This window comes from Labrenzia sp. ATLA3, assembly GCF_057180185.1.
On sequence record NZ_JBXUKV010000001.1, the window covers coordinates 913,620 to 935,734 of the forward strand.

Annotated in this window: 19 protein-coding genes; 5 read left to right on the top strand and 14 right to left on the bottom strand. The window is 57.8% G+C overall.

The window, feature by feature from the left end; translation table 11 throughout:
• Window positions 1–29: 29 nt before the first annotated feature.
• From ccmE to AC2A6O_RS04180, 10 genes are all read right to left on the bottom strand, one after another.
• Window positions 30–479: a cytochrome c maturation protein CcmE gene (gene ccmE, locus AC2A6O_RS04135; protein WP_498925842.1), complete on the bottom strand. Its 450-nt coding sequence runs from the start codon at window positions 477–479 to the stop codon at window positions 30–32.
• Window positions 480–541: 62 nt separating this feature from the next.
• Window positions 542–1,675, bottom strand: coding sequence for a c-type cytochrome biogenesis protein CcmI (gene ccmI / locus AC2A6O_RS04140; RefSeq protein WP_498925843.1), 1,134 nt, complete (start codon window positions 1,673–1,675; stop codon window positions 542–544).
• 156 nt (window positions 1,676–1,831) lie between these two features.
• Window positions 1,832–3,226: a hypothetical protein gene (locus AC2A6O_RS04145; RefSeq protein WP_209001112.1), complete on the bottom strand. Its 1,395-nt coding sequence runs from the start codon at window positions 3,224–3,226 to the stop codon at window positions 1,832–1,834.
• A gap of 239 nt (window positions 3,227–3,465) precedes the next feature.
• Window positions 3,466–3,903 carry an RT0821/Lpp0805 family surface protein gene (locus tag AC2A6O_RS04150; RefSeq protein ID WP_148584556.1) on the bottom strand — a complete coding sequence of 146 codons (438 nt, stop codon included), beginning with the start codon at window positions 3,901–3,903 and terminating at the stop codon, window positions 3,466–3,468.
• A gap of 248 nt (window positions 3,904–4,151) precedes the next feature.
• Window positions 4,152–5,492, bottom strand: a complete 1,341-nt coding sequence (locus AC2A6O_RS04155) for an ATP-binding protein (RefSeq protein WP_498925920.1) — start codon at window positions 5,490–5,492, stop codon at window positions 4,152–4,154.
• Between the two features lie 64 nt (window positions 5,493–5,556).
• Window positions 5,557–6,225 carry a response regulator gene (locus tag AC2A6O_RS04160; protein WP_498925844.1) on the bottom strand — a complete coding sequence of 223 codons (669 nt, stop codon included), beginning with the start codon at window positions 6,223–6,225 and terminating at the stop codon, window positions 5,557–5,559.
• A 79-nt stretch (window positions 6,226–6,304) separates the two neighbouring features.
• Window positions 6,305–6,559: a PepSY domain-containing protein gene (locus AC2A6O_RS04165; protein WP_209001113.1), complete on the bottom strand. Its 255-nt coding sequence runs from the start codon at window positions 6,557–6,559 to the stop codon at window positions 6,305–6,307.
• Window positions 6,560–6,688: 129 nt separating this feature from the next.
• Entirely contained in the window at window positions 6,689–7,984 is a 1,296-nt protein-coding gene (locus tag AC2A6O_RS04170) for a glycosyltransferase (protein ID WP_148584558.1), read from the bottom strand.
• Between the two features lie 113 nt (window positions 7,985–8,097).
• On the bottom strand, window positions 8,098–8,847 hold the full coding sequence (locus AC2A6O_RS04175; RefSeq protein ID WP_498925845.1) for an HAD-IIB family hydrolase: 750 nt from the start codon (window positions 8,845–8,847) through the stop codon (window positions 8,098–8,100).
• Window positions 8,844–10,382: a glycosyl hydrolase gene (locus tag AC2A6O_RS04180; RefSeq protein WP_498925846.1), complete on the bottom strand. Its 1,539-nt coding sequence runs from the start codon at window positions 10,380–10,382 to the stop codon at window positions 8,844–8,846. Before AC2A6O_RS04180 ends, AC2A6O_RS04175 begins: the two co-directional genes overlap by 4 nt.
• 367 nt (window positions 10,383–10,749) lie before the next feature.
• On the opposite strand from AC2A6O_RS04180, the gene AC2A6O_RS04185 reads away from it, so the two are divergent.
• Window positions 10,750–11,412 carry a DUF1194 domain-containing protein gene (locus AC2A6O_RS04185; protein ID WP_498925847.1) on the top strand — a complete coding sequence of 221 codons (663 nt, stop codon included), beginning with the start codon at window positions 10,750–10,752 and terminating at the stop codon, window positions 11,410–11,412.
• A gap of 87 nt (window positions 11,413–11,499) precedes the next feature.
• Here the strand turns inward: AC2A6O_RS04185 and AC2A6O_RS04190 are convergent, their stop codons facing one another.
• Together AC2A6O_RS04190 and AC2A6O_RS04195 are read right to left on the bottom strand one after the other, a co-directional pair.
• A complete protein-coding gene (locus tag AC2A6O_RS04190; protein WP_498925848.1) occupies window positions 11,500–12,201 on the bottom strand; it encodes a helix-turn-helix transcriptional regulator in 702 nt (233 codons plus the stop codon).
• A 42-nt stretch (window positions 12,202–12,243) separates the two neighbouring features.
• Complete coding sequence (locus AC2A6O_RS04195) at window positions 12,244–12,618, bottom strand: VOC family protein (protein WP_498925849.1); 375 nt, start codon at window positions 12,616–12,618, stop codon at window positions 12,244–12,246.
• A 597-nt stretch (window positions 12,619–13,215) separates the two neighbouring features.
• On the opposite strand from AC2A6O_RS04195, the gene AC2A6O_RS04200 reads away from it, so the two are divergent.
• Window positions 13,216–14,790, top strand: a complete 1,575-nt coding sequence (locus AC2A6O_RS04200; RefSeq protein WP_498925850.1) for an EAL domain-containing protein — start codon at window positions 13,216–13,218, stop codon at window positions 14,788–14,790.
• A gap of 177 nt (window positions 14,791–14,967) precedes the next feature.
• Complete coding sequence (locus AC2A6O_RS04205) at window positions 14,968–15,222, top strand: HP1242/YdcH family protein (protein ID WP_498925851.1); 255 nt, start codon at window positions 14,968–14,970, stop codon at window positions 15,220–15,222.
• Between the two features lie 785 nt (window positions 15,223–16,007).
• On the opposite strand, the gene AC2A6O_RS04210 is transcribed toward AC2A6O_RS04205, so the two are convergent.
• Together AC2A6O_RS04210 and AC2A6O_RS04215 are read right to left on the bottom strand one after the other, a co-directional pair.
• The gene (locus AC2A6O_RS04210) at window positions 16,008–19,409 is read right to left on the bottom strand and encodes a hypothetical protein (protein ID WP_498925852.1); all 3,402 of its coding nucleotides are present in this window, start codon (window positions 19,407–19,409) and stop codon (window positions 16,008–16,010) included.
• 213 nt (window positions 19,410–19,622) lie between these two features.
• Complete coding sequence (locus tag AC2A6O_RS04215) at window positions 19,623–20,030, bottom strand: hypothetical protein (protein ID WP_498925853.1); 408 nt, start codon at window positions 20,028–20,030, stop codon at window positions 19,623–19,625.
• Between the two features lie 339 nt (window positions 20,031–20,369).
• On the opposite strand from AC2A6O_RS04215, the gene AC2A6O_RS04220 reads away from it, so the two are divergent.
• Window positions 20,370–20,669, top strand: coding sequence for an ArsR/SmtB family transcription factor (locus AC2A6O_RS04220; RefSeq protein ID WP_148585580.1), 300 nt, complete (start codon window positions 20,370–20,372; stop codon window positions 20,667–20,669).
• A gap of 2 nt (window positions 20,670–20,671) precedes the next feature.
• Window positions 20,672–21,892, top strand: a complete 1,221-nt coding sequence (locus tag AC2A6O_RS04225; RefSeq protein WP_498925854.1) for an NADH:flavin oxidoreductase/NADH oxidase family protein — start codon at window positions 20,672–20,674, stop codon at window positions 21,890–21,892.
• The last annotated feature ends 223 nt before the right edge of the window (window positions 21,893–22,115 follow it).

The following is a 22,115-nucleotide window of genomic DNA, read 5'->3' on the forward strand; positions in this document are numbered from 1 at the left end:
TTCCTCTTCCTCACCGGCCGTGCGAACAATCAGTTCGTGTTGCCTTCTTCGCCTTGCCAGTGCCCCTGCGCCTTCAGCGCTTCGGCCACTTCCTTGGGAATGTAGTTCTCGTCATGCTTGGCCAGCACGCTGTCCGCAACGAAGACGCCATCCGACCCGACCACACCCTCGGTTACGACGCCCTGCCCTTCCCGGAACAGGTCCGGCAGGATGCCCTTGTAGGTGACGGCAACCGTGTTGGCCGTATCGGTCACGCGAAAGCGCACATGTGCATTGTCGGAGCGCACCACTGACCCTTCCTCGACCAGACCACCGAGCCTGATGCGCTGACCGGGTGCCACACCGTTCTGGGTGATTTCAGTCGGGCTCTGGAAAAATACGATCTCGCTTCTGAGCGCGATCAATATCAGCGTCAGCGCGACAGCCAGCACCGCGCCTGCCGATCCGATAAGGGTCAATCGTCTTTGTTTGCGTGTCATCAGCCAAGCGTCCGATTTTCATTTTCCCGGCGCAACTGCACCGGCCGCAGCAGATTCGCCACTCAACCGTCAGATAGACCAAGCTTGCTTGCAGCGTCCTTGATCATGGACAAGTCCTCGGGCTTGTCAGCATAGGCCGACAACGCCGCCGTGAGGGCCTGTTCCGCATCCTGTTTCTTTCCAAGGACCATATAGGCACGAATCAGCCGGTTCCACTCCTCTGCCGATCCACCTTCCGTCGAAAGGCGTTCGGCAAGGCCGGCAACCATGTTCGAGATCATGGCCTGACGGTCTTCCGCCGCCATTTCACTGGCCGCGGCGACTTCTTCCTGCGAAGGGCCACGCAAGGTGTCGCTTCCCGGCGCCTCACCGGTGAGCCTCGCCATTTCCTGGCGAGCGGCGCCGACCCAGGCCGCATTTTCGTCAGCCCCCTGAAGAAGAGCCTGCCAGGCGGCAATGGCCTCTTCCTTTCGGCCTTCCTGACCCAGCGCAAGCGCGAGGAAGAAACGAGGCTTCACCGCTGAGGGTTCAAGCGCGACAGCCTGCTCGAAAGCGGCGCGGGCTTCGGCGGTCACAAGCCCCTGATTTGCAATCGTCTGGGCTTCGCCCATGTCGGTCAGCCAGGCCTGCCGCGGCCCGAGAATGCGAATCGCATTGGAATAGGCCTTCGCGGAAGCCTTGGGCTGGCCAAGGGACATATAGACCGGAGCAATCACGGCCCATCCTTGTCCGTCTTCCGGATTTTCCGTCAAATGGCGCTCCACGCGGGCGACCAGCAGGTCCACGGATTGTTCTTCAGCCGGCGCATTGAGACGGCTGAGCAACGGCTGGTCAGGAAGACCGGGAGAGCCAAGAAGGATATAAAGTCCGAAAGCCAGGACCGGCAGAGCCAGCAAGGCCAGACCTTGGGCCAGCTTCAGGCGGCCAGTCCGTGGACCGCCTTGTTTCGTTGCATCGCCCCTGTCATGCGCGGCCAGCAACCGGCGCGCAATTTCCGTTCGCGCGGCCTCGGCTGCTTCGGCATCGATCAGGCCCCGTTCGAGTTCCTTATCGATCGCGGCCAGTTGCTCACGGTAAACAGCCTCATCCGCACGCGCGGGCGCGGCCTCCTGGCCTCGCCGAGAGCGCGACAGGGGAACGAGTACGGACAATGTCGCAGCCCCGGTCAACAGGGCAATCAGGATCCAGAACACCATGGCGCACTATAGACAATTCAATGGGGGCAAAAGCAAGGTGGCTGAACTGTGACCGGCGGTCGCGGTGCCCACGTTTTCGTGGGTAAAAGCAGGTTCCAACAAACTTGGCCGAAAATGTCATTCCGGCGCGAGGAAGAACGGGCTTGAAGGAAACCGTCAGTGGCGCCCGAGAGCGCTGGCAACCAATTTGCGCTCCGGACTGGGACCGGTATTCGCGCTGGCCGCATTCACGCTGGCCTTTGCGTAGGCAGACTGCCGGCTGCGGCGCAGCTGAGAGGCATAATCGTCGCCAAAATAGATCTCCGACAGCATGATGGCGACGTCGGCCGCGGCCGCCTGTGCCTCCAGTGCCGGCCCCTTGGCCTTGCCAAGATCGGTGATCAACGACCGGGTCAGGATTTCAAGCGTCTGCTCGACCGCCTGGCGGGTGCGCTTGCCAATCTCGTTGACCGCAAAGGTCTCGGACGCGTTGCGCACCATTTCAACGACACGCAGCGTGCGCACGGCATCATCAATCGCTGCCTGATCGATCTGCAGCTTGCCGTCCTTGTCGATTTTAGGCACCTGCAGAGCCCGGCGCACATTGCCATGAGCGCTGTTCAATTCGCGGGTGACGACACTGGAAATGCTGCGTTTGGTTTCCGCAAGACGCTTGTGCCACCTGCCGGTGACCGTCAGATCCATGTCGCGCTCAACACCGCGCACCAGCGTGTGGTACTCCGACAGAGCCTGCGAAAAGGCAACCGGATCCGGATTGTTGTTGCGATGTTCCAGCGCCAGGATCTGCAGACGTTCGGCCTCGCTCATGACAACATCCACGAAAGGCGCGAACTGTGACTGGGAAATTGCCTTGGGATCGGTGTCGCCCGCAAGGCGCCCAGCAAAAGCGCACAGGGCCGACGGCATATCGGAGCGGTCCACAAGGGCGGCAGCGATCACGGAGACGTGGTCGGGAAACCGCGCGGAGCACTTGTCGACCAGACGCAGAACATCGGTGTCCTGCTTCAGCCTGTGTTCGTTGATGCGATCCGGTATGTTCTGGAGGAAGGGAACGAGCCAGCGTTCCGCCGCGAAAATCTTCTGGATGTCGCGAAGTTCCGCAATGCCGCGATCACCGCCCAGCTCGACGGCCATGCGGCGCTTGTCTTTGTCCGATATCTCCGCACGATGGAGCATGTCTCCGATGGCATCCACGGCACGTGAACGCAGCGCCTGAACGAGAGCGTCCACCCGCTCGCCGCTGACAGAGGCATTGCCGGCCTGTTCCAGAACGAGGCGGATATCGGCAGCCATCACGTCGCGGCTGAGCCAGTTCCAGACACGGTCCAAAATGCCGCGCTGAATGCGGCCCTCTTGCCGGGCCGGCAGCATCTCGTTGATCAGAAAATCGTCGAGCGGCATGAAGAACATGCGCTGTATCTGGCCGCGCCGCTGCGCACCGCCGGGCATTCCCGGCGCCGTCGACTGCGGTTTACGGATCAGGGCAACGGCTGCGGCAAGAACAAGCTGGATGTGCGGATCGGGTTGTTTCTGACCCTTGGCACGTTCCAAATTCCGGACCAAAGCCTCAACCGCCTTAGGGCTCAGACTGCTCAGGTAGGTTTTGATTTTGCTTTCAAGCTGGTCTGAATAAGCCATTCACAGCGTCAACATCGCAATCTGTTTCACGGCGAGTTTAACGACAGAGACTTAAGCAAGTGTTTAGAAAAACTGCAGGAAATTTCAAGACCCCGGGCTTTCGCGCCAGCACGGCGCAGCCTCATTCAAACCTGTTTCATGAGCCGGCAGGATCAGCCGATCACCTGCCAGTTGCCTTGATCGGTTTCACAAGCCGTACCGCGCGCCTGCAATGTCCGGCCCTGAAGGACCATTTCGTGGGTGAATTCCCGGCAGCTCGTTTCATTGACGAAATAGACCGGTCCGGGGCGGACCTGTCCGCTGCGACCGGTGCGATCATTCTGCCAGGCAACCGAAACACCGAGCCCGCGAGCGCGCAGTGCCCGGTTCTGGGCATCTTCCGCCGCCCTGCGGTCCGACGGCTCAAGCGCGTCGCCGAACTCGTTGTTCACGAGCACGGATATGGCCGTATTCGCCTCAGAGCCTGCCACATTCGCGTTCGGGTCACCGAAAAAGGTTCCCCAAGCGTTGCTGTCTTTCGATCCGGATGTCATGGAGCAACCCGCCAGAACCAAGGCAAGACCAAGACACGAGGCACCGCGCAGACGCATACTTGAAAGCTCCAAGTTCCGAGGATTTCAACCGGGAGCAGCTGAAATCCGAGTGCTGACCATTTTCATAGGCTAGCGCAAACCGAATGCGCTAGAAGGCGTGAAACCGGCTGGAACCGGCGGATGAATCAGTGATATTTTCAATTTGTGGCCGAACTTGGCCACAAACATGTCTTTATTGCCGAGATTTGCATCACATCCTATCACAGTCCCGCAAGGGCAGCGCCACCGATCCTTCGACAAATCCCCTATTCCTTGCTGAGTGCAGGCAGAACAAGGCGTGCCTTCAACCCTCCGAGCGAGGAACTGTCAAGGGTGAAGGAGCCGCCGTAAAGGGCGGCAAGGTCGGCCACGATCGACAGCCCCAGACCCGTTCCGGGCACCGTCTCATCCAGTCGCCGTCCGCGTTTGACAGCTTCGGCCCGCTGTTCCGGCGTCAATCCGGGACCATCATCCTCGACAGTTATCGTGAACATGTCCCGGTTGGTGGCAGGGTCGTTCAACGGTGCCACCTGCACCTGCACCCTGGAACCAGCCCATTTGCAGGCATTGTCGATCAGGTTACCGCTCATCTCTTCCAGGTCCTGGCTTTCACCGCGAAAACGGAGTGCCTCTGTCTGCGTGAAACCGACCTCGACTCCCTTTTCCTGATAGATCTTGCCCATGGCCCGGATCAGACGGGCAAGAACCGGCTCGGTCTCGCAGGAAACCCCGATGACCCGCCGCTGGGCCGCCATGCGTGCCCGCTCCAGGTGATGCTGGATCTGCGTGGACATGACCGATGCCTGTTCCGACACCTTTTGTGCCAAGGGGCCTCCGGCCGCCCTCGCCTCGTTGGAAATGACCGACAGCGGCGTCTTCAGCCCGTGGGCAAGGTTACCCACGTGCGTGCGGGCCCGCTCGACGATTTCCTTGTTCGACACGATGAGCGCGTTGAGTTCCACAGCCAGCGGTGCGATCTCACGCGGCAAGGCCTCATCAATGCGGTCGGCCTCGCCCTGCCGCACGGCCGAAAGCGACGCGCGCAAGCGTGCAAGTGGCCGCAAGCCAAACTTCACCTGAAGGAAGATCGCAAGAATGAGCCCGAGCCAGACAATGCACAGGGTGATGGCGACAAGCCGGGCGAATTCGTAGATATCCGCCCAGAACCCGGCAGTTGCAGCGGCGACGGCAATCACGTAGCTCGTGTCGCCAACCGAAATCCTTCGCTGCAAGACACGGATTTCATCACCTGTGGGACCAATGATGAAGCCTGCGTTGGCTTCGTCCTGGCCGATAGGCGGCGTATTCAGGGGATCGCCGACGAGCGACTCCGATGCATAGAGGATTGACGGGCTGTCCGCACGGCGGACGGTCCAGTACCACCCGGACAATGGCAGGGAGAACCGCGGATCGCCATGATAGGCCGGCGCGGCCAGGGTCGTGGTGTCCTGGTCGGCATTGGTTGCCAGCATTTCGGCAATCAACGCCTTGATGTGAACCTCGAGCTGCGCATCGAATGCGCGCTCGCTCGCTCTTTCGTACAGGCTCACCAGAAACACACCGGCAATGGCAAGTGCGATGGTGGACCAGATAGCAGCCACAATCACGAGGCGGGCAGCAAGCGATCGTTGTGGCTTGTTCAATGGCTGGCCGTTCCCGCTGGCCGCGGTCTCAGGAGTCACTCGCCGCTCCCAGGCGGTATCCGAGCCCACGGATGGTTTCGATCATGTCCGAGCCGATTTTCTTGCGCAACCGGCCGACGAAGACTTCCACCGTATTGGAATCGCGGTCGAAATCCTGATCGTAGAGATGTTCCGTCAGCTCGGTCCGGGAAATGACCTTGCCCTGGTGGTGCAACAGATACGACAGCAGCCGGAATTCATGCGAGGTCAGCTTGACCGCACTGCCGTCCACCGTGACACGGCCGGACCTCAGATCCAGCCGGACCGCGCCGCAGGTCAGTTCGTTGGAGGCATGCCCGGCGGCCCGGCGCACAAGCGCACGAACGCGGGCAAGCACTTCTTCCATGTGGAAAGGCTTTGCGACATAGTCATCCGCGCCGGCGTCGATGCCGGCCACCTTGTCCGACCAACGGTCGCGCGCGGTCAGAATAAGAACCGGCATGGCCCGCCCGTCGCGGCGCCAGTTTTCCAGAACGGACAGGCCATCGAGGGACGGCAGACCGAGGTCAAGGACAACGGCATCATACGGCTCCGTATCGCCGAGAAAATGACCGTCCTCGCCATCCGTCGCACTGTCGACCACGTAACCGGCCTCTTCCAGGGCAGTCACAAGCTGGCGGTTCAAATCGGTATCGTCTTCGACAACAAGAATGCGCATGAAATTCAACTTTACGAATGATGGAGCCGTAACCAGATCAGCCGGCCCAAAGTCGGCAGAATGATGTCGCTTCTACCAATCACCTGCTGGCATTGACTGTGACTGTTGTCACTTTGCCGCCCTTCAGGACCGATAACCGGTAAACGTATCCTCCGCCCTGCTGGCAGAGCTGCGCCTTGACGATCTCACCACCCGCCTGCCCTGCAACCGCCCCAAGCGGGGCGGCCTTGCCGCTGGCCACGGCATCGCGGGCCTGCGACTGGGACAGACAGGCCGCCTGCACCGGCGCGATGACGGCGAAGGTCACTATCAAAAAGGCAAATATCTGTTTCACGGTTCCGATTCCGGTCTGCTCAGGAATTCATGCGCAAGGTGTAATCAATTTAACCTGAACGCAAGCTGAACCGGTCGTTTGGAGATCTTCAGCATTCCTTGTTCATGCAGACATCTTTCCGGCAACTTGTCAGCCCACCGCAATATCGTCGGACTGCAGGTCGTCGTACCGGCCCTTGAACTGTTCGAACACCTGCAGTGTCCGCCGGGCGATACCGGTCCAGCCGAACACACGGCGGGCGAAGCGGGCGCCTTCGACACACAGGGTTTCCCGCATCCAGCTATATTGCATCGGCATGTTCAGCATTGCCGCGAATTCTTCCGGTCGTTTGGGATCGGCAACCAGGGCATGTCGGCCGAATTCGATCTGCTCGAATAAACCGCCATGAATGGTTACGACCGTTGGTGTGCCGCAAGCCATCGCCTCCACGGCAGTCATGCCAAAGGGCTCGTAACGGGACGGCAGAGCAAAAATGCCTGGACCACGGTAGAAATCGGCCAGATCTTCATCCTCGACATAGCCGCGCCAGCTGATTGCATCGGCAACCCCAAGGGAAGCGGCAATCTCCTTCCATTGTGCGAGCAGTGCCTTGTCGCTGTCGGAATTCGCACCGGCAGCCAACACCAGCCGCGCGTCGGGCTGCAGCTTCAGAAGGCTCGGCAAGGCTTCGATGATCAGGTCATAGCCCTTGTTCTCGGCGGCGCGGCCGACAACGTAGATGTCCGTTTCCTTGAAATCGTGTTTCCGGCGCGCCTCCGCGACCACATCCGGCGTCGCTGGCGTGAAGCGGCCTTCATCGATGCCCGGTGGGATCATGGTGATGTGCTCACGCGGCAGCTGGTATTGCTCCACGATCAGATCGGTCTGCTGTTCGGTGGTGGCAATGATGTGATCGCAGTTGCGGTACAGAACGAATTCCTTCTGGATCCGCTCCTTGAACCGGTAACCGGTCATCTCTTCCTCGCCAGCGCCGACCATGTCGTGCTGTTTCCACCAGCCGAGTGAATGCGGCGTGTGAATGTGCGGGATCTGCAGTTCCTCGGCAATCTTCTGGCCCGACACGCCTGCGTCCCAGTAATGGGAGTTGATCACGTCGTAATTCAGTTTGCGATGGCGGATCATCGCCAGCGCATTGGTGACGAAGTCACCGTACCAGTCGTGCATGTCTTCCTTGCGGATGAAATCGGATCCTCCGAAAGGAACGCGCACGACACGCAGGTTATCGTTGATGATATCCTCGGCCGGCTGGTCTTCGAACTGGCGCGTCATCACGTCGACCCGGTAGCCGAGCCGCGCGAAACGCTTTGCCAATTCCAGTACGAAGACCACCTGGCCGCCGGTATCCGGTTTGCCCAGTTCCGGTGATCCGGCGACGTAACCGTGCAGCGAGATCATCAGAAGGGAACCGATATTGTGCTTGTTCATGTGTTGTTACCTTGTTCGTGTGCTTTGCTCTCCAGCGTCCCAAGCGTTCTTTTGCTCTTTTTGCTCATCGGCCCGCCCGCGTCACATCAGGCAACGGCCTTTTGAAGACCGGGTCAGACTGACCGCTGTGGCAGCAGACCCATCTCCGTCAACCCTTCCAGCACACCGGCAGCGTGGTGGCCGGATGCGATATAGGTCTTGTCACGCGGCAGGGCCGCAAGCAGCTCCTCCCGGGCATTACCGACTGCGATGGCCTTGCCTGCTGCTTCGAACAGCGCAAGATCATTGCCGGAATCGCCAGCGGCAATCGTACGTTCCATCGGAATGCCGAGATAGCTTGCGAGATGTCGCATGGCAGCGTCCTTGCCCGCGCCGGGGGCGAGAATATCCAGGTCACTGGTTCCTGAATAAATATGCCTGAAGGGGATACCCTCTTTCCGAAGTTCGGCAAGAATTGCGTCCACGCCGTCCTTTCCCGCGACGGCAAAGCTCGCCTTGCCGTCCGTCTGGAACGCGTCGTCGTGTGCAGCATACCCCAATTTCCGCACGATTGCGCGAACCTCTCCGTCAGGCCAGTCGGCAAAACGGTTTTGCCAACTTTCCAGAAACAAACGGCCAAGACGAATTTCGGTTCCCAAACCGGTGATGATTGCATCCGGTTCGAAGCCCTCTGGAAAATATTCGGAAAGGGTCCGGTCGACGCTGGCGGCCGGGCGGCTGGAGTTGAGAGCCAGCTTCAGATGTGGCCCGGCCTGTTTCAGCTGATGCCAAAGCCGTTCCAGATCCGCCTGGTTGCCGGTCAGCGTGTCGTCAATGTCACTCACCAGAAGCCAGGTGTCGGTCGTGCCCGTCTCAGCGGTCACCGGATCTCCCCTTCCTGGTCGGGCGCTCTATGCGTGACGGAATAAACGGGTTCGATCGTGTGCTCCGACACCGGGCGGCTCAGTGTTTCGACAACAAGGTCCTTCAGACAGACCGCCGCGCTTTCCGTGTAAAAACCGATGCCGCCTTCTATGAAACTGTCGTCGACAAGGGACAGCACCACATGACCGTCGATGGAAAACTCGAAGTAGAGGCCGTGCGCCACGACCTCGATCTGCCAGGGACCATGATCGCTGCCGCGGAAATGCGCTTCCTGGAGCGGTTCATAGCGGAAAGCGTGTTCGAATTCCGGGGTCGGATTTGCGCCCCACGCCCGCATCTGGGCGATGCCGTTGACGAGATCCAGCGAAAGATAATAGCCGTCGCCCTCGTCGTTCATCCGCAGCACAAGCCCGGTCTTGCCCAGGCCCTCCAGCATCAGCTGCGCCTTCAGGCGGAAGTCTTCGTGCTTGCCGGGCAGAATGAACGCCTCATAGCCGCTTGCGCAGGACAGATGCAGCCCGTCCGGCCGATCAACGGCCGACGCGTGCGGATTGGAATAGAGGACCTTGCACTGATAGGACGCCGTCACGACCTGACACTGCGTCACCAGATTGTTGAAGTCGGAATTCGATTTCAGCTTCAGCCGGCCGGCACTGTCGGTCACCAGTTCCTTGGGTGGCGGCAGCAACTTCTTCACGAGCTCGCGCCCGTAGACGTATTCCGTCTTGGAAAAGAAATTGAACAGCAACAAACGGTCAGGCGTGCGGCAGATCCGGCCCGCATAATTGCCTGTCGGCAGGATCACGTTGTCGAAAAAGTTCTGATAGGGACCATCGATCGTCTCGGCATACCAGTAATGGATCTTGGTATCTTCGCGGATCGAGCCCATCAGATAATAGCGGCCGTCGAGCTGGAATAGGTTCGGCACCTCGACGTCGTCATATAGTCCGGGCCTATAGAGCGGCGCCTCGAAGGAGAATTTGTCTGCCTTCGTCTCCCGCGCAAGTCCGACGCAGCCGCGCCGGATGACGGGTCCCTCTTTCACTCTGGCAGAGGCCAGCAACAGGCGCTCACCCGTTTCTTCGTCCATATAGAAAAAGGGATCGCGAAAGCTGACCCACTGCCGACCTTCGTCAACGGAGCTTTCATATAGCGGGCCAGGAACCTCCAGCGGGTAGTTGCCGTGGTTGCAGCGCTGCCAGTTGAACAGATCCTTGGACCGCGCCAGCCCGACCCGCTGCACCCGGCCATATTCCGCACGGGCAAGGCCCGTATAGAACATGCGCCATTCGCCCTTTCGGTCCGGATCGGGCGTCACATGCATTGTCCAAAGCATGTCATCGTCCCATTCCCCCGGCTCACCGACGAAAAGCGCGTTCTTGACGCGCCGCCATGTCATGCCGTCCGTGCTGACAGCGTGTGCGATGAAGTCGTGATTGGGCAGCACCAGATGGAACAGATGATAGACGCCGTCGTGATAAACGACATCGACGTCGCCAATGTCCGACCGCAAAAACCCATGGGATGCATACATGCCCTAACCCTGCCCAGATATTTCAGCAAATTCAAGAGACTAAGCCAAAAAACTTGCACTGCAACATAGAACATCACGACAAGACGCCTGGTCATGCGGGCTTGGCGTGTCGCGGCCGTCTTCCGCAAGACACTTTGAATTGTTCTGGCAGAACCAGCAGGATAGCGGCCTTTCGGCTGATCTGGCGTGACCGCCGCACTGCCGGGAAACTGAACGCCGCGCGGATGCACGGCCAATTTATTTGCGTTCCATTCGAGCCAGGATCCAGTAAAATGCCCTCATGACTGGCCGCTGTTCGCACTTGCAGATTGATCATCGCCGCCTCGGAATGAGCGCGTTGCGCAATGTCTTGCGGCGGACTTGCAGTGTGGTTTGCCTCGCACCTTTGATACTGGCCCCTGCCCCGGCGGCGGCCTGCTCCCTGTCGCTTGTCCTGGCCATGGACGGATCGGCCAGTGTCGACGCCCGCGAACACGCGTTGCAGCTTAACGGCCTGGCGGATGCCTTGAGCGATCCCGATGTGGTGCAGGCAATAGAGGCTGTCGGCGGTATCTGGGTCGCCAGTTTCGAATGGAGCGGCCGGTACCAGCAACAGCTCCAGCTCGGGTGGAGCTATCTATCCGATGCGCAAAGCGCCGAGAATGCGGCAGAGATCCTGCGCCATGCGCCGAGAGGCTACACGGAGTTTCCGACAGCGCTCGGTTACGCGCTCGGCCATGCCTCCACCTTGATGCGGAAAGCACCTGTCTCTTGCGGGCGAAAGGTCGTCGATGTTGCCGGTGATGGCATCAACAATGAGGGTTTCGGCCCCGGCAGTGCCTACAGAGCCTTCGACTTCAAGGAAATCACCGTCAACGGCCTTGTGATTTCGGGCGCAGACGAAACACCGGTGCGCTACTACCGAACCCAGGTCATCAAGGGGCCCGGCGCTTTTGTCGAGGTGGCCGCCAGTTACGACGACTACGCGCAGGCGATGAAGCGCAAGCTGCTGCGGGAAATCTTCGGCAGCGGCTACGCTTCCCTGCGTTGACCGCTGCGCTGCCCGCGCGGCGCTCGCGTCAGCCCTCAAAGAGCTTCACCGATTTCCGGTTGAGAAAACGGGCCTTCCGCGCAGTCGTTACCCTGACGATTTACCTTGGCGGTCTTGTTCCATGCCCCGGTAGAAATCCTTCAGCGTCTTGCCAGGCTCCGGCTTGAACCGGTCTCCCATCTCACGCATTTCTGAAATCCGGTCCAGCCGGAACATGCGGAAGTCCTGTCGCAATTCGCACCAGGCAACAAGTGTCCAGACTTTTCCCCAGAACCACAGTCCGAGGGGGCGTATCGCCCGGTTTGTCGGTTTGCCCTCACTGTCGCTATAGGCAATGGACAGTCGCTTGCGGCCATCGGCAGCCGCTTCCAGAAAGTCGATGTGCGCGCGGATCTGCGGTGTCATTTCCGGTGCGAAGGCGTGGATCTCGACCTCATTCTGGCGCACCCGCATCTTGTCGGGCAGAACCGCATCGATCTTGATCATTGCCTCTTCGGCGGCCCGTGCCATGGCCGCGCCGCCCCAGGCGCGGATCAGACGCGCACCGGCCAACAGAGCGACAATTTCGTCCCGCGTGAACATCAGGGGTGGCAATTCATAGCCATCGCGCATGATGTAACCGACACCGGCAGCGCCTTCGATCGGCACGCCGGAGGCTTGAAGGTCAGCTACATCGCGATAGATGGTGCGTTCGGATACTTCCAGCCATTCGGACAGTTGACGCGCCCGCACGAGCCGGCCACCGCGCAGATATTGCACGATCTGGAACAGACGATCGGCGCGCCTCATGATGCTGGCTCCCTTGGCAGCCAGCATCCTGTTTGGGGTGCGTCAGCGTGCGAACAAGCCAATGGAATTGCCGTCCGGGTCGATGCCGTAGGCAAACCGACCTGCCGGGATCGCCGCCGGATCGGAGATGATCTGTCCACCATTGGCGGCAAACCGCTCCATCGTTTCTTCCAGGGTGTCGGGGCAAGCAAGATGAATGGTCGGGCCGGTTCCGCTCTGCGCGGGTTTTCCCGGATAAAGGTGCCCCGCAATCCCGCCCTGCTCTTTCGTTGGAAAGATTGCAATCTCATTGGGTCCCATGTCGGCGACACGTCTAAGCTCCGTCTTGAAAACGTCATTGTAAAAGCTGACCGCCTTGTCCAGATCGGAGACGGGAATCTCCATCCAGACGGTGAAGTGATCGGGTGCAAAAGTCATGGAAACTCTCCTCAAGCGCTGTGATGAGGATCACCTTATCAAACCCCTCCTGACAGCATTCTGTCAGGAGAAACCACCAAACATATCGCACGCAAATACAGCTAAACACCCGCAAATTTTGTCTGCAGACGAGATCCTCAAACAGGGTCTGATGACAATTTCCCGGCAAGAGGAGCGCGCAGATTGACCGGGCGGGCTGGAATGCAGACGCCTCCCCCACGCCCCTCCCCTTTGTCCCGGCGCATCTTTCGGTTGGCGCCAAGGCGTATGCCCTTCTGACCACCTGGCATACTGACACGCTGACCGGGGTTGCCATCCTGTCCGCCAGATCAGGCGTTGGATGATTGCCAGGCCTTGTTTCTTCAACCTGCTCCGGCAAACGGAGCGAACGCCGTCGGTTGGTTGGGGTAAATAGACATCCCTAAAAGCGATAAGAAACGGGATAACCCGATGGTTAAGCACCGTTAATTCTAACAATTGACTCGTTCTTAATCCCGCCCGTGCATTTTGAGCGGAATAATAACCGGCAATGAAATGGCACGTCACAGGACCTCCCCCACCACCCGCGCAATATTATCAGGCAGTCTAGCAGGCCTCGTGACCCTTGCCGCCATGTCGTTAATTGCCTGGGCTGGTGTCGCCTATGACGGTCAGCGGGATCTGGAAAAGCAGACAGCCGATCTTTTGGCCATATGGCTGTCCAATATCGACCAGGGCAACAAGCTCTATGCGACACTGGAAACGCTTCCGGAAGCCGATTGCAGCGATGCGCACCTGAAGGCGCTGAACACGCTCGTCTTCAAGGACAATCAGATCACCAACATCTGGTTCTTTCCCGATGGGGATACGAAGGCTGCCTGTTCCTCCAGTTTCGGACGGTTTGAGCCCGCTCACGACTTCGGCCCGCCCGAAAAGGCCCAGCTTTTTCGCGATGGCCGCCAGACCTGGTTCAGGGTGCCCTTCGAAAGGGCCCGCGATGTCGGCAAGATTACGGTGATCAAGAAGGGCCGCTACGGGGTCTCCTTCTATCAGACCGGCAACCTGGCAACGGCGTCCGACGATCTTTTCTACGTGTCCGCCAAGCAGGATCCCTACACCATTCTGTTTCACGCCACAGGAAACGCCGGCCTTTTAGAGCGATACCGGCACACCTATGGCCCGGTATTCGGGCGGATCTATGCGCAAGCCTGCGGTGAAGGAGATGTCAGGCTGTGCTACCTGACCGTGATCCCACCCAGCCGCGTGATCCTGCAAAACATCGGTTTGCTCGCGATTTTCGCCGCTTTCGGCGTTATGACCAGTGTGCTCGTTTTTCTGAAGGTGAAACGGATCGTGAGCGACCGGCACAGCCCAGCCGGACGGATCCGCCATGCGGTTCTCAACGGCGGCAAGGGTTTCGAACCACACTACCAGCCGATCCTAAACCTCGGCACGATGAAGTGCGACGGTTGTGAGGTTCTGGCACGGTTCGAGGATGCGCAAGGCAAACTTTTCCCCGACGAGTTCGTGAACATCATCCAGCAGCAGAACCTGACCTGGGAGTTTACGGAGATCATCATAACGAAGGCGCTGCGCGACCTGAAACCCTTGCTTGCCGGGCGGCCTGGCTTCAAGGTTTCTGTCAACTTTTTCCAGTCGGACCTCGAAGATGACCAGATCCAGACCGTCCTTCGGTCACCCGTTTTCGCCATGGCAGCCGAAGCCGGCCTTTCTCTGTGCTGCGAGATTCTTGAGACTGGGATCAGGTCCGGGACAAGCAGCGTCAAGTCGCTTGAGTATCTGCGCAGTATCGGCTGCCTGATCGCAATCGACGATTTCGGCACGGGCTATTCAAACCTCGCACAGATCAAGGCTCTCAACCCGGACCTTCTGAAGATAGACAAGATGTTTGTCGATGATCTCGGCAGCACCACCGATTGCGCTCGAGGCGCTTTCGTTCAGGCGATTCTGAGTATTTCGACGGCACACGGCATGAAGGTCTGTGCGGAGGGTGTCGAAACCTTCGAACAGCTTGCCTCCCTCAGAAACCGCAATGTGGACTATGCGCAAGGGTACTTCTTTGCCAAACCGATGCCCATTCGCGACTTCTCCCTTTATCTTCTTGAACAGACGTTGAAAGAAACGACGCTGTCAACTGGCCACCAGGCAACCATCACACCCGTCACCGGTTGAGCCTGTCCCCCCCGGAATGTGGACCCATGAGGCCCGCTCCACAGGCTTACAGCCGCGTGCCCGTTCGAAAAACGGCGCCGTCCCCCGCACGCTCTTTCAATTTGAAGCCGGATTGATCTGTCTCAAGGTGATTGGAACGGGTTGGCGGCACCTTGTGCATCTTACAAGGAGGAAAGAATGAGCCACGTGCCACACGAACTACATGAAGAATTTCCGGAAGCCGCGGAAACGCTGCATGCGTTGAAGACCAACGATGCCCATTTTGCCCGGCTGGCGGACGAATATCACGCGGTCAATCGTGAAGTGCATCGCATCGAGACGGATGTTGAGCCTACTTCGGACGAAGTGCTGGAAGACCTGAAAAAGAAGAGACTTAATCTGAAAGACCAGATTGCTGCCATCCTGGCTGCAGCCTCTAACACCGTGTCCTGAGCCCCTCCTTTTCAGGCCGGTGTTAAAGCCCGCGCCGTCCCCGTCCGACGGCGCGGGCCACCACCTAAAGCTCTCCAGAACAAAGTCCTTGCCCTCCAGGAGCCCAGTGGAGTGTATTTTTGTCGCGGCAATCCTTCCGCCGGAAAGCGCAGCATAACTTCAAAGAATTGAAAAAAGAAGGCGCCGCAGCTTTTCATCAAAGCCCGGCGCCAGTCTGGGGAGGAACGACCCTCATCGTTCACCCCCGATGTGGGTCTTCACGTAAACAGTTGCAAGGCAAGCCTTTGTGACGCTTGCGTGATCCGGAACCAGCGTTCCCCGACATGCTGCCTTTCACCCAAAACATCATCCATAAGCAGCGCAATGCCCCGACGGGATACTCGAAAACAATCGACATCTTCGCCTGTGCTAAAGGGCAATGCGGCTATTGGCGCATTGTGCGGCAGAAGTCTCGAAAGAGCGCATCCAGGACGTTCGACGCGATGCCCTGGAATTGAAACTCTGGGCGGGAAGTGTGAATTCGCGGCGTTTTGAACAAACGGCAGGAACATGCCAAGAACGGAACTCAGCTTTTTCCTTTCGGAGGGCAAATGTCTTGGAAGGACCGATTGAAAACTGCCAACAGCAGAAATATAGGCGAAACGCACTTTCTAGAAGCCAACTGAGTCGAGAACGATGAAAAACAAGGGATCAAGTGGAATAGCATGCCCTAACCCTTGGCTAGATCTTCAGTCTAGCGCACCGCCGGTAGCTAGGTTAGCTTTGTTTTTTCGGCCCCGCTGTTGTTAATGCGGGAGCAAATCAAGACAGCTCGTCTCGCCAAGTGTCGATAGATAGTTAATCGCCTCGGCTATCGCGGAGGTCGTCGCCGGCGAGCGGATAGCGAGACCATTGACGAATATCGCGCGTAATGCCGCCGTTTGAGTCCTGAAAGCCAATTGATCGATGTGCTGATTCTTGATCAGCGATGCTACCACTTGAGCAACACGATCTGGGAACTCAGGCGAAACCTTGGCGAGCCCATCGATCACGCTATAGGAATCACCCGGCGCAAAACCAGCTTCTGACATAGCTAAGATCTGATCCATCAGCCACTCGGAGTTTATGCCGTTGCGATAGAAGAACTGCCCAATTGCGCTCAGTTCTTGCCGAAAACGGTCCGGGTCGGTAGAGCCTTTTGCATCAGCTAGACGCCGATCCCAATACAAGTGGGCTCGCAATCGTCGTTCCTCGGGGATTTCCTCATCCGGCAGTTCGAGTTGGCTACCAAGAAACCACACGGCGTGCTGGCGTACGTGAGCCGGCGCAGAGTCCCAGAAGAGCTCAAACACATCGTCCGGAAAAGCTTCCAAGATGTATAAGATTACGAGGTACTCAGCGAGCCGTTCCTCGACGTACATTAGGTCATCGCCAGCCTCAACTACGCCGAGGCGGCCGATCTCGGTCACGTAACAATCGCGCATAGACTGCGCTAGATCGAGGTTCGGGCCGCTATCCTTTGTGAGATGCGCATACCAGGTGGCGTCGCGCAACATTCGGTCGTCGCTTGGAAATAACGTTGACACGTGACCGTGAAGCCAAGGCTTAGCAAAAAAGTCGAGCCAGTTTATGTATCTTCCGATGATGGCGCGGGGAATCCGTCCATCCGAACTCTTGTCGGCCAACTCGAGCTCAAAGATTGCCTGAATTTCGGGGAGCTTATCGAGAGCGTTGCGTGGAGTGGTTCCCACCTCGCTCATGGGATCTTTGCTCAGCCAAAAAATCAGCATAACGCAAAGCTCAATAGCGGCACCTCGCCAAGTCGACTGGGCGCCGAAATACGGAAAGCTCCTATAGTCCTCCTCGAAACTCTCTGTATCAGGTCGCCGCGGAGCAGAACGATAGAGTGCAAGAACTAGATCCTGAACGAGTTTCGCGTTGTCGAACGGTATTCCATCGCGGCCCCTCCGTAGCCCGTCAGCAAGTACCCCGACAGCCGCCTTCCGTGCCCATGACCAATCCGGATCATCGCCCTCGATGCCGCTCGAACTCGCCTTCCACGTCGGATTTGCGACCGTTTCGATCAGCGACAAGATTCCGGCCCAGTCGACCTCGCGGTTGTTTCTGACCGCGTTTGACAATCCCTCCAGAACACGACGCACATAGATAGGCGCGAGCTGAGTGAATAGGAACGCGCCAGCCGAAAATCTTGCTGGATTGCTTGCCGCTGCATCACATAGTTCCTGCCCGATGGCAGTGATCGTTTCCCGTATTTCGCCGGTGGACGGTTGCCACGTTTCAAGAAATTCTATGATCTTTTCTAGAGGACGCGTTGCGAAATCCGATCCTTCCAGCGGACTCTTGTCGGGCTCTTGCATCAACCGAAACCGAGCATCTGGATCGCCCCGCGCCTCTATCGTGTCGCGCCGTTCGGCAGGAAGAATGTCTCGCCAATCCCATAAGATATTCTGTATAAAGGAGGCGTCATATTCTCGCTCCTCGTCGGCATTCGGTGGCCGGTTCTTGTTTTGATGGAATCGCTTCTTCCATTGGTCGCGATACAGGTCTGGCAAGGAATCGACGTCGGCGAGGATCTGGGTCTGCCGCTCGGCCGGCAAAGACGGAAACCATGCTCGAGCAAGTTCACCGTATTCAGCGCGGCACCACGTCTCGCCGAGCAGATGACGATTAGTCAAGCTCTCCTCGGCAAGGTCAGGTACCTCGCTAGGCTTCAACGCAAGGACGTGAAGAGCAATCCGAGCAAATATTTTGGAAGGATGAGAACGGATACTCGACACTACTTCGCGCATCGATGAGGAGTCAGTCGCAATTGAAATTTTCGACGCTCGAACAATTTCTCCGACAAGCGCGTCCGTCACGCTGTGCTTGGTACCCTGCTCGGAGATCGTTCTGGAGAGATGGTAGGAATAATCATGCGGTGGATACTCGCATACCCATGGCCCAATGCGCACCGCTTGATCCAGGAGTTCACACAGCAATCCTACAGCGTCTGCCTTGCATACCGGCGCCAAGGCTTTGATCGCCGTGGGTAGAAAATGTTCATACATGTGACGGCCGAAGATTGTGCTGAGTTCGCCATTGTTCGGGAAAACCTTGAATAGCGCTCGCGTCATTCGGAGAGCGGCTTCTTGCTCCCCTTCCTTTGCAAATCCCTTGATCAGATCGTGCGGCCCTTGCGCAATGAGGAATTGCGTCTCAGGCGTCAGCCAACCCTCCGCAATATCAACGAGCTGCGCAGCCTCGCTTGGTGGCAACGCAGATAAGATCTCCATCCCGATCTGTTTGACATCGGGATGTGTCGAGCTGGCAATATTGCGAAGGCTGTCCACGACTAGAGAGCGCGCGCTCGCGTCGACCGACTTGGCCATGCGCTGCAAGTATTGGCCAGCGGGCCACTGACGAAGTTGCAAACCATCACCGCCCACTTCGTCGGCAACAGAGAGTGGTGCGAGCAATAGATTGCGCTCGACCAGATGTGGCAGCCAGTCAGGTGTTTCCAGGCGACTGAAGAAATGCCCAAGCAACGGCAGAGCCCCAGGGATTTCCTTCGAGAACGCTGTAACCGCGTTGCTCCGATCTTGCGTTGCAACCAACTGATCGATTCGGTGAATGAATGCGGCGTACTTTCCTTGGAGTGCGATCATCAAACCGCGTATCACCGTATCGAACGGGACCTGCCACTCAGCACGGAAGGCGTCATCGACCACGAACGATTGATGAAGCGCACGTCCACCATGGGCTTCTCTATGTGCCTGAGAGATTGATTTCCAGGCTCGCGCGACGTCTCCATCTGGCGCAAGTCCAAGACGTACCACAATCTTTTCGATCTCTTGCTTGTGGGTCAGCGACGGCTGCAACTGCCTGCTGACGCGCTGAACTTCATCGTCGCCGTATCCCAGTTCTCTCAGGCTAACTGTCGCCTTCTCAATCCTTTCGATATCGTTTTGCGAGGGCAAAATGGCCACGTCCATCGGGACCTTAAGCGTTTGCCTGACAATCGACTCCAATTCTCGCAACGCATGCGCGGCAACGGGACTCGACACGCGAAGCGGAAATGTCCCGGCTGCCAAGTGGCAGAAATCCACATATCGATCAGCAATACGTTTGCCAAGTAACCGTCGGATCAGCGCGGCTGTATTATGCTGTTCTGGCGAAAGATTGAATGTATTGGTAATCTCATCCATCATTGCAATGTCTATAGCCTTTGCGACAGCGAATGGCGACGAAGTTCTACTTGTCGCCAAACAAGGTGGCGATGCCCTTGACGCCCACTGGAGGTCCATACATGCGAAAGATTTTATACGTTATCACAGCGTGAATTCGGATCGCAGATGCAGCGCATGGTAGCAATGACGGCCGCGCCACCGCGTGACGGCTTGGAGCCTGTAGCCGACGGACTATTAGATTTCCTCGTCAGGATAAGGCAAATCACCAACAAAGGCGTTGATGTAGTCAGGTTCAGGCGTAACCAAAAAGCGAACAGCCAGAACAAGGGTTCGGTTTTCCAGCAGGGCTTTGACAACGCGGTGCATGCCATCCATTAATCGACCATCCGCACAGAGCAAGATTGGATGGGCCAAGTCGGTTTTATCGACCAACGCCATATGGGCAGCAAGCGACCGAGGCGTTGGAGGATTTCCCGGATCATCATACCACCAGTTTTCGTCAATCTCGGAAATCTCGTTTATCGAGACTGGCAATACCTCCATGGTCTTTGAAAGGCGTATTAAGCGGTGAATGTCCCAAGTAAACAGGTCTCGTTCGACCTTTCGGGAATGATACTGTTTTCTCAAGCTTTGAAATCCCATCCGTTCTTTCGAGCATCGCAGCTACATGCTTGCAGTAGGCCAAGCCAAATGGCCACTCAATTCGAAGTGCGGACGTCTGGTGACCCCGCATCTTCGCAAATGCAATGAATGGCGGCTTCGGCGAACTGCACCGCACCAGCGCATTAGCGAGTGAAAGACCGCAATGGGCCGTTTGCGTCGACCAGGCACCAGCCAAGGTCAGGATCGATGTGCCGTTTCTGCGGCAAGTCCGCTTCGCGACCAAAGCTATCAAGACTCTGCTAGGCCGCGAACGTCTGCTTTTCTGAAGTTGAGACAGATAACTTGACTTCAAAACTGTATATCGCGATATTGCGATATATGGATATTGACAAAGCGCTGTCAGCGCTCAACAACCCGGTTCGTCGCCAGATACTTGCCTGGCTCAAGGATCGGTCCAACTTTCCACCAGCCCTGCCGGAACACGCTGATCTAAGCGGTGTCTGTGTTGGTTACATTCAAGAGAGGGCGAACCTCTCGCAATCGACCGTTTCTACCTATATGCGTCTGCTCAAAGATGCTGGCCTGGTCACTTCAGAACGGCATGGGCAATGGACCTTTTATAGCCGGGACGAAGACGCAATCGCGGCGGTGCTGAGTGTTTTGGCAAAGGAGTTATAGAGATGAACGTCAGCGAACCTCTGGTCCTGCCAAATGGTGTCACACTGAAAAATCGCATCGTGAAATCCGCGATGTCGGAAGCCCTTGCGGACGAATACAACAATCCGACTCAAGCCCAGATTGACCTCTTTGCCCAATGGAGCGCAGGTGGTGCCGCGCTGTTGATCACCGGGAACACACCTGTTGATCGGATGCACCTCGAACATGCAGGAAATTTCGTGCTGGACCCCGGTTCAGACATGGAACGCGTTTCAGCCCTTGCCGCAGCGGGCAAGAGCGGTGGTGCCAAAATCCTTGCTCAGCTTGCTCATGCCGGACGGCAAACACCCGAGGCGATAAATGCCCAGCCGACATCCATATCGGACGTCCAGCTGGATTTACCCGGCTATGGCAGGCCGACCCCGGCAAGCAAGGCCGAATTTGATGAGATCATCGCGAAATTCGTGCGGTCTGCCAGGATTGCACAGGAGGCAGGATTTGATGGTGTCGAGATCCATGCTGCACACGGATACCTTCTGAGTTCTGCACTGTCGCCTCGGATAAACACCCGTACCGACCGTTGGGGCGGTCCATTGGAAAACAGGGCACGGTTGGCAATCGAGGTCGTCAAGGCGGTTCGACAAGCGGTTGATCCAGGCTTCATTGTCGCCGTCAAACTGAACTCATCCGATTTCCAGAAAGGTGGTTTCGACCATGCCGAGGCTGTTCAAGTGGCGGTCATGCTGGAAGCAGAGGGGGTAGATTTCATCGAGATCTCGGGCGGCAATTTTGAAGAGCCGACGGCATACCAGCATGCTTCGAAAAGCGGATCGACCCAGATCCGCGAGGCCTATTTTCTGGACTACGCCGCTAAGATCAAAGCTGCCTTGACTATTCCCCTGATGGTCACCGGCGGCTTTCGATCCTCCAGTGTCATGAACGACGCCATTTCCAGCGGCAAGACCGACCTGATCGGGATAGGGCGTCCCTTTATTGCCGATCCGGGGTTCGCTGCCAAATTGCTCAACGGTGAGATTGAGAAAGCACCCGCAGTTGAACAGGATTTCCCGCCCGCTGACACACTGCCGCGCGGTGCGGTTCTCAATTGGTTTTGCACACAGATCGCGCTTGCCGGACAGACAGGGGCACCGGACCTCGCAATGCCTCTTGTGGACGGGCACGAGAGCTACTTGAACCAAATCAAACTGGCCACCGATCGGCTGCTCGAAGCAAGACGCAATTGATTTCCGTCTCAAGGAAGGCTCTCTGAAGTTGAATCGATAGCGGTCACTCCATCAGAGTCGATGGAAGACAGTTTCATCCTCTCGTTGGGCTTTGATCTATCGGTCGATGGATCCCGGCCTTTCGCTTTGGGTGTGGGTGTTCAATGCCTGGGTCTGATCACGGGTGCCGGCTTGCCCGCACCCGACATCGCTTGACCCGCACGCGGGGCTGTTCTTTTGTGGA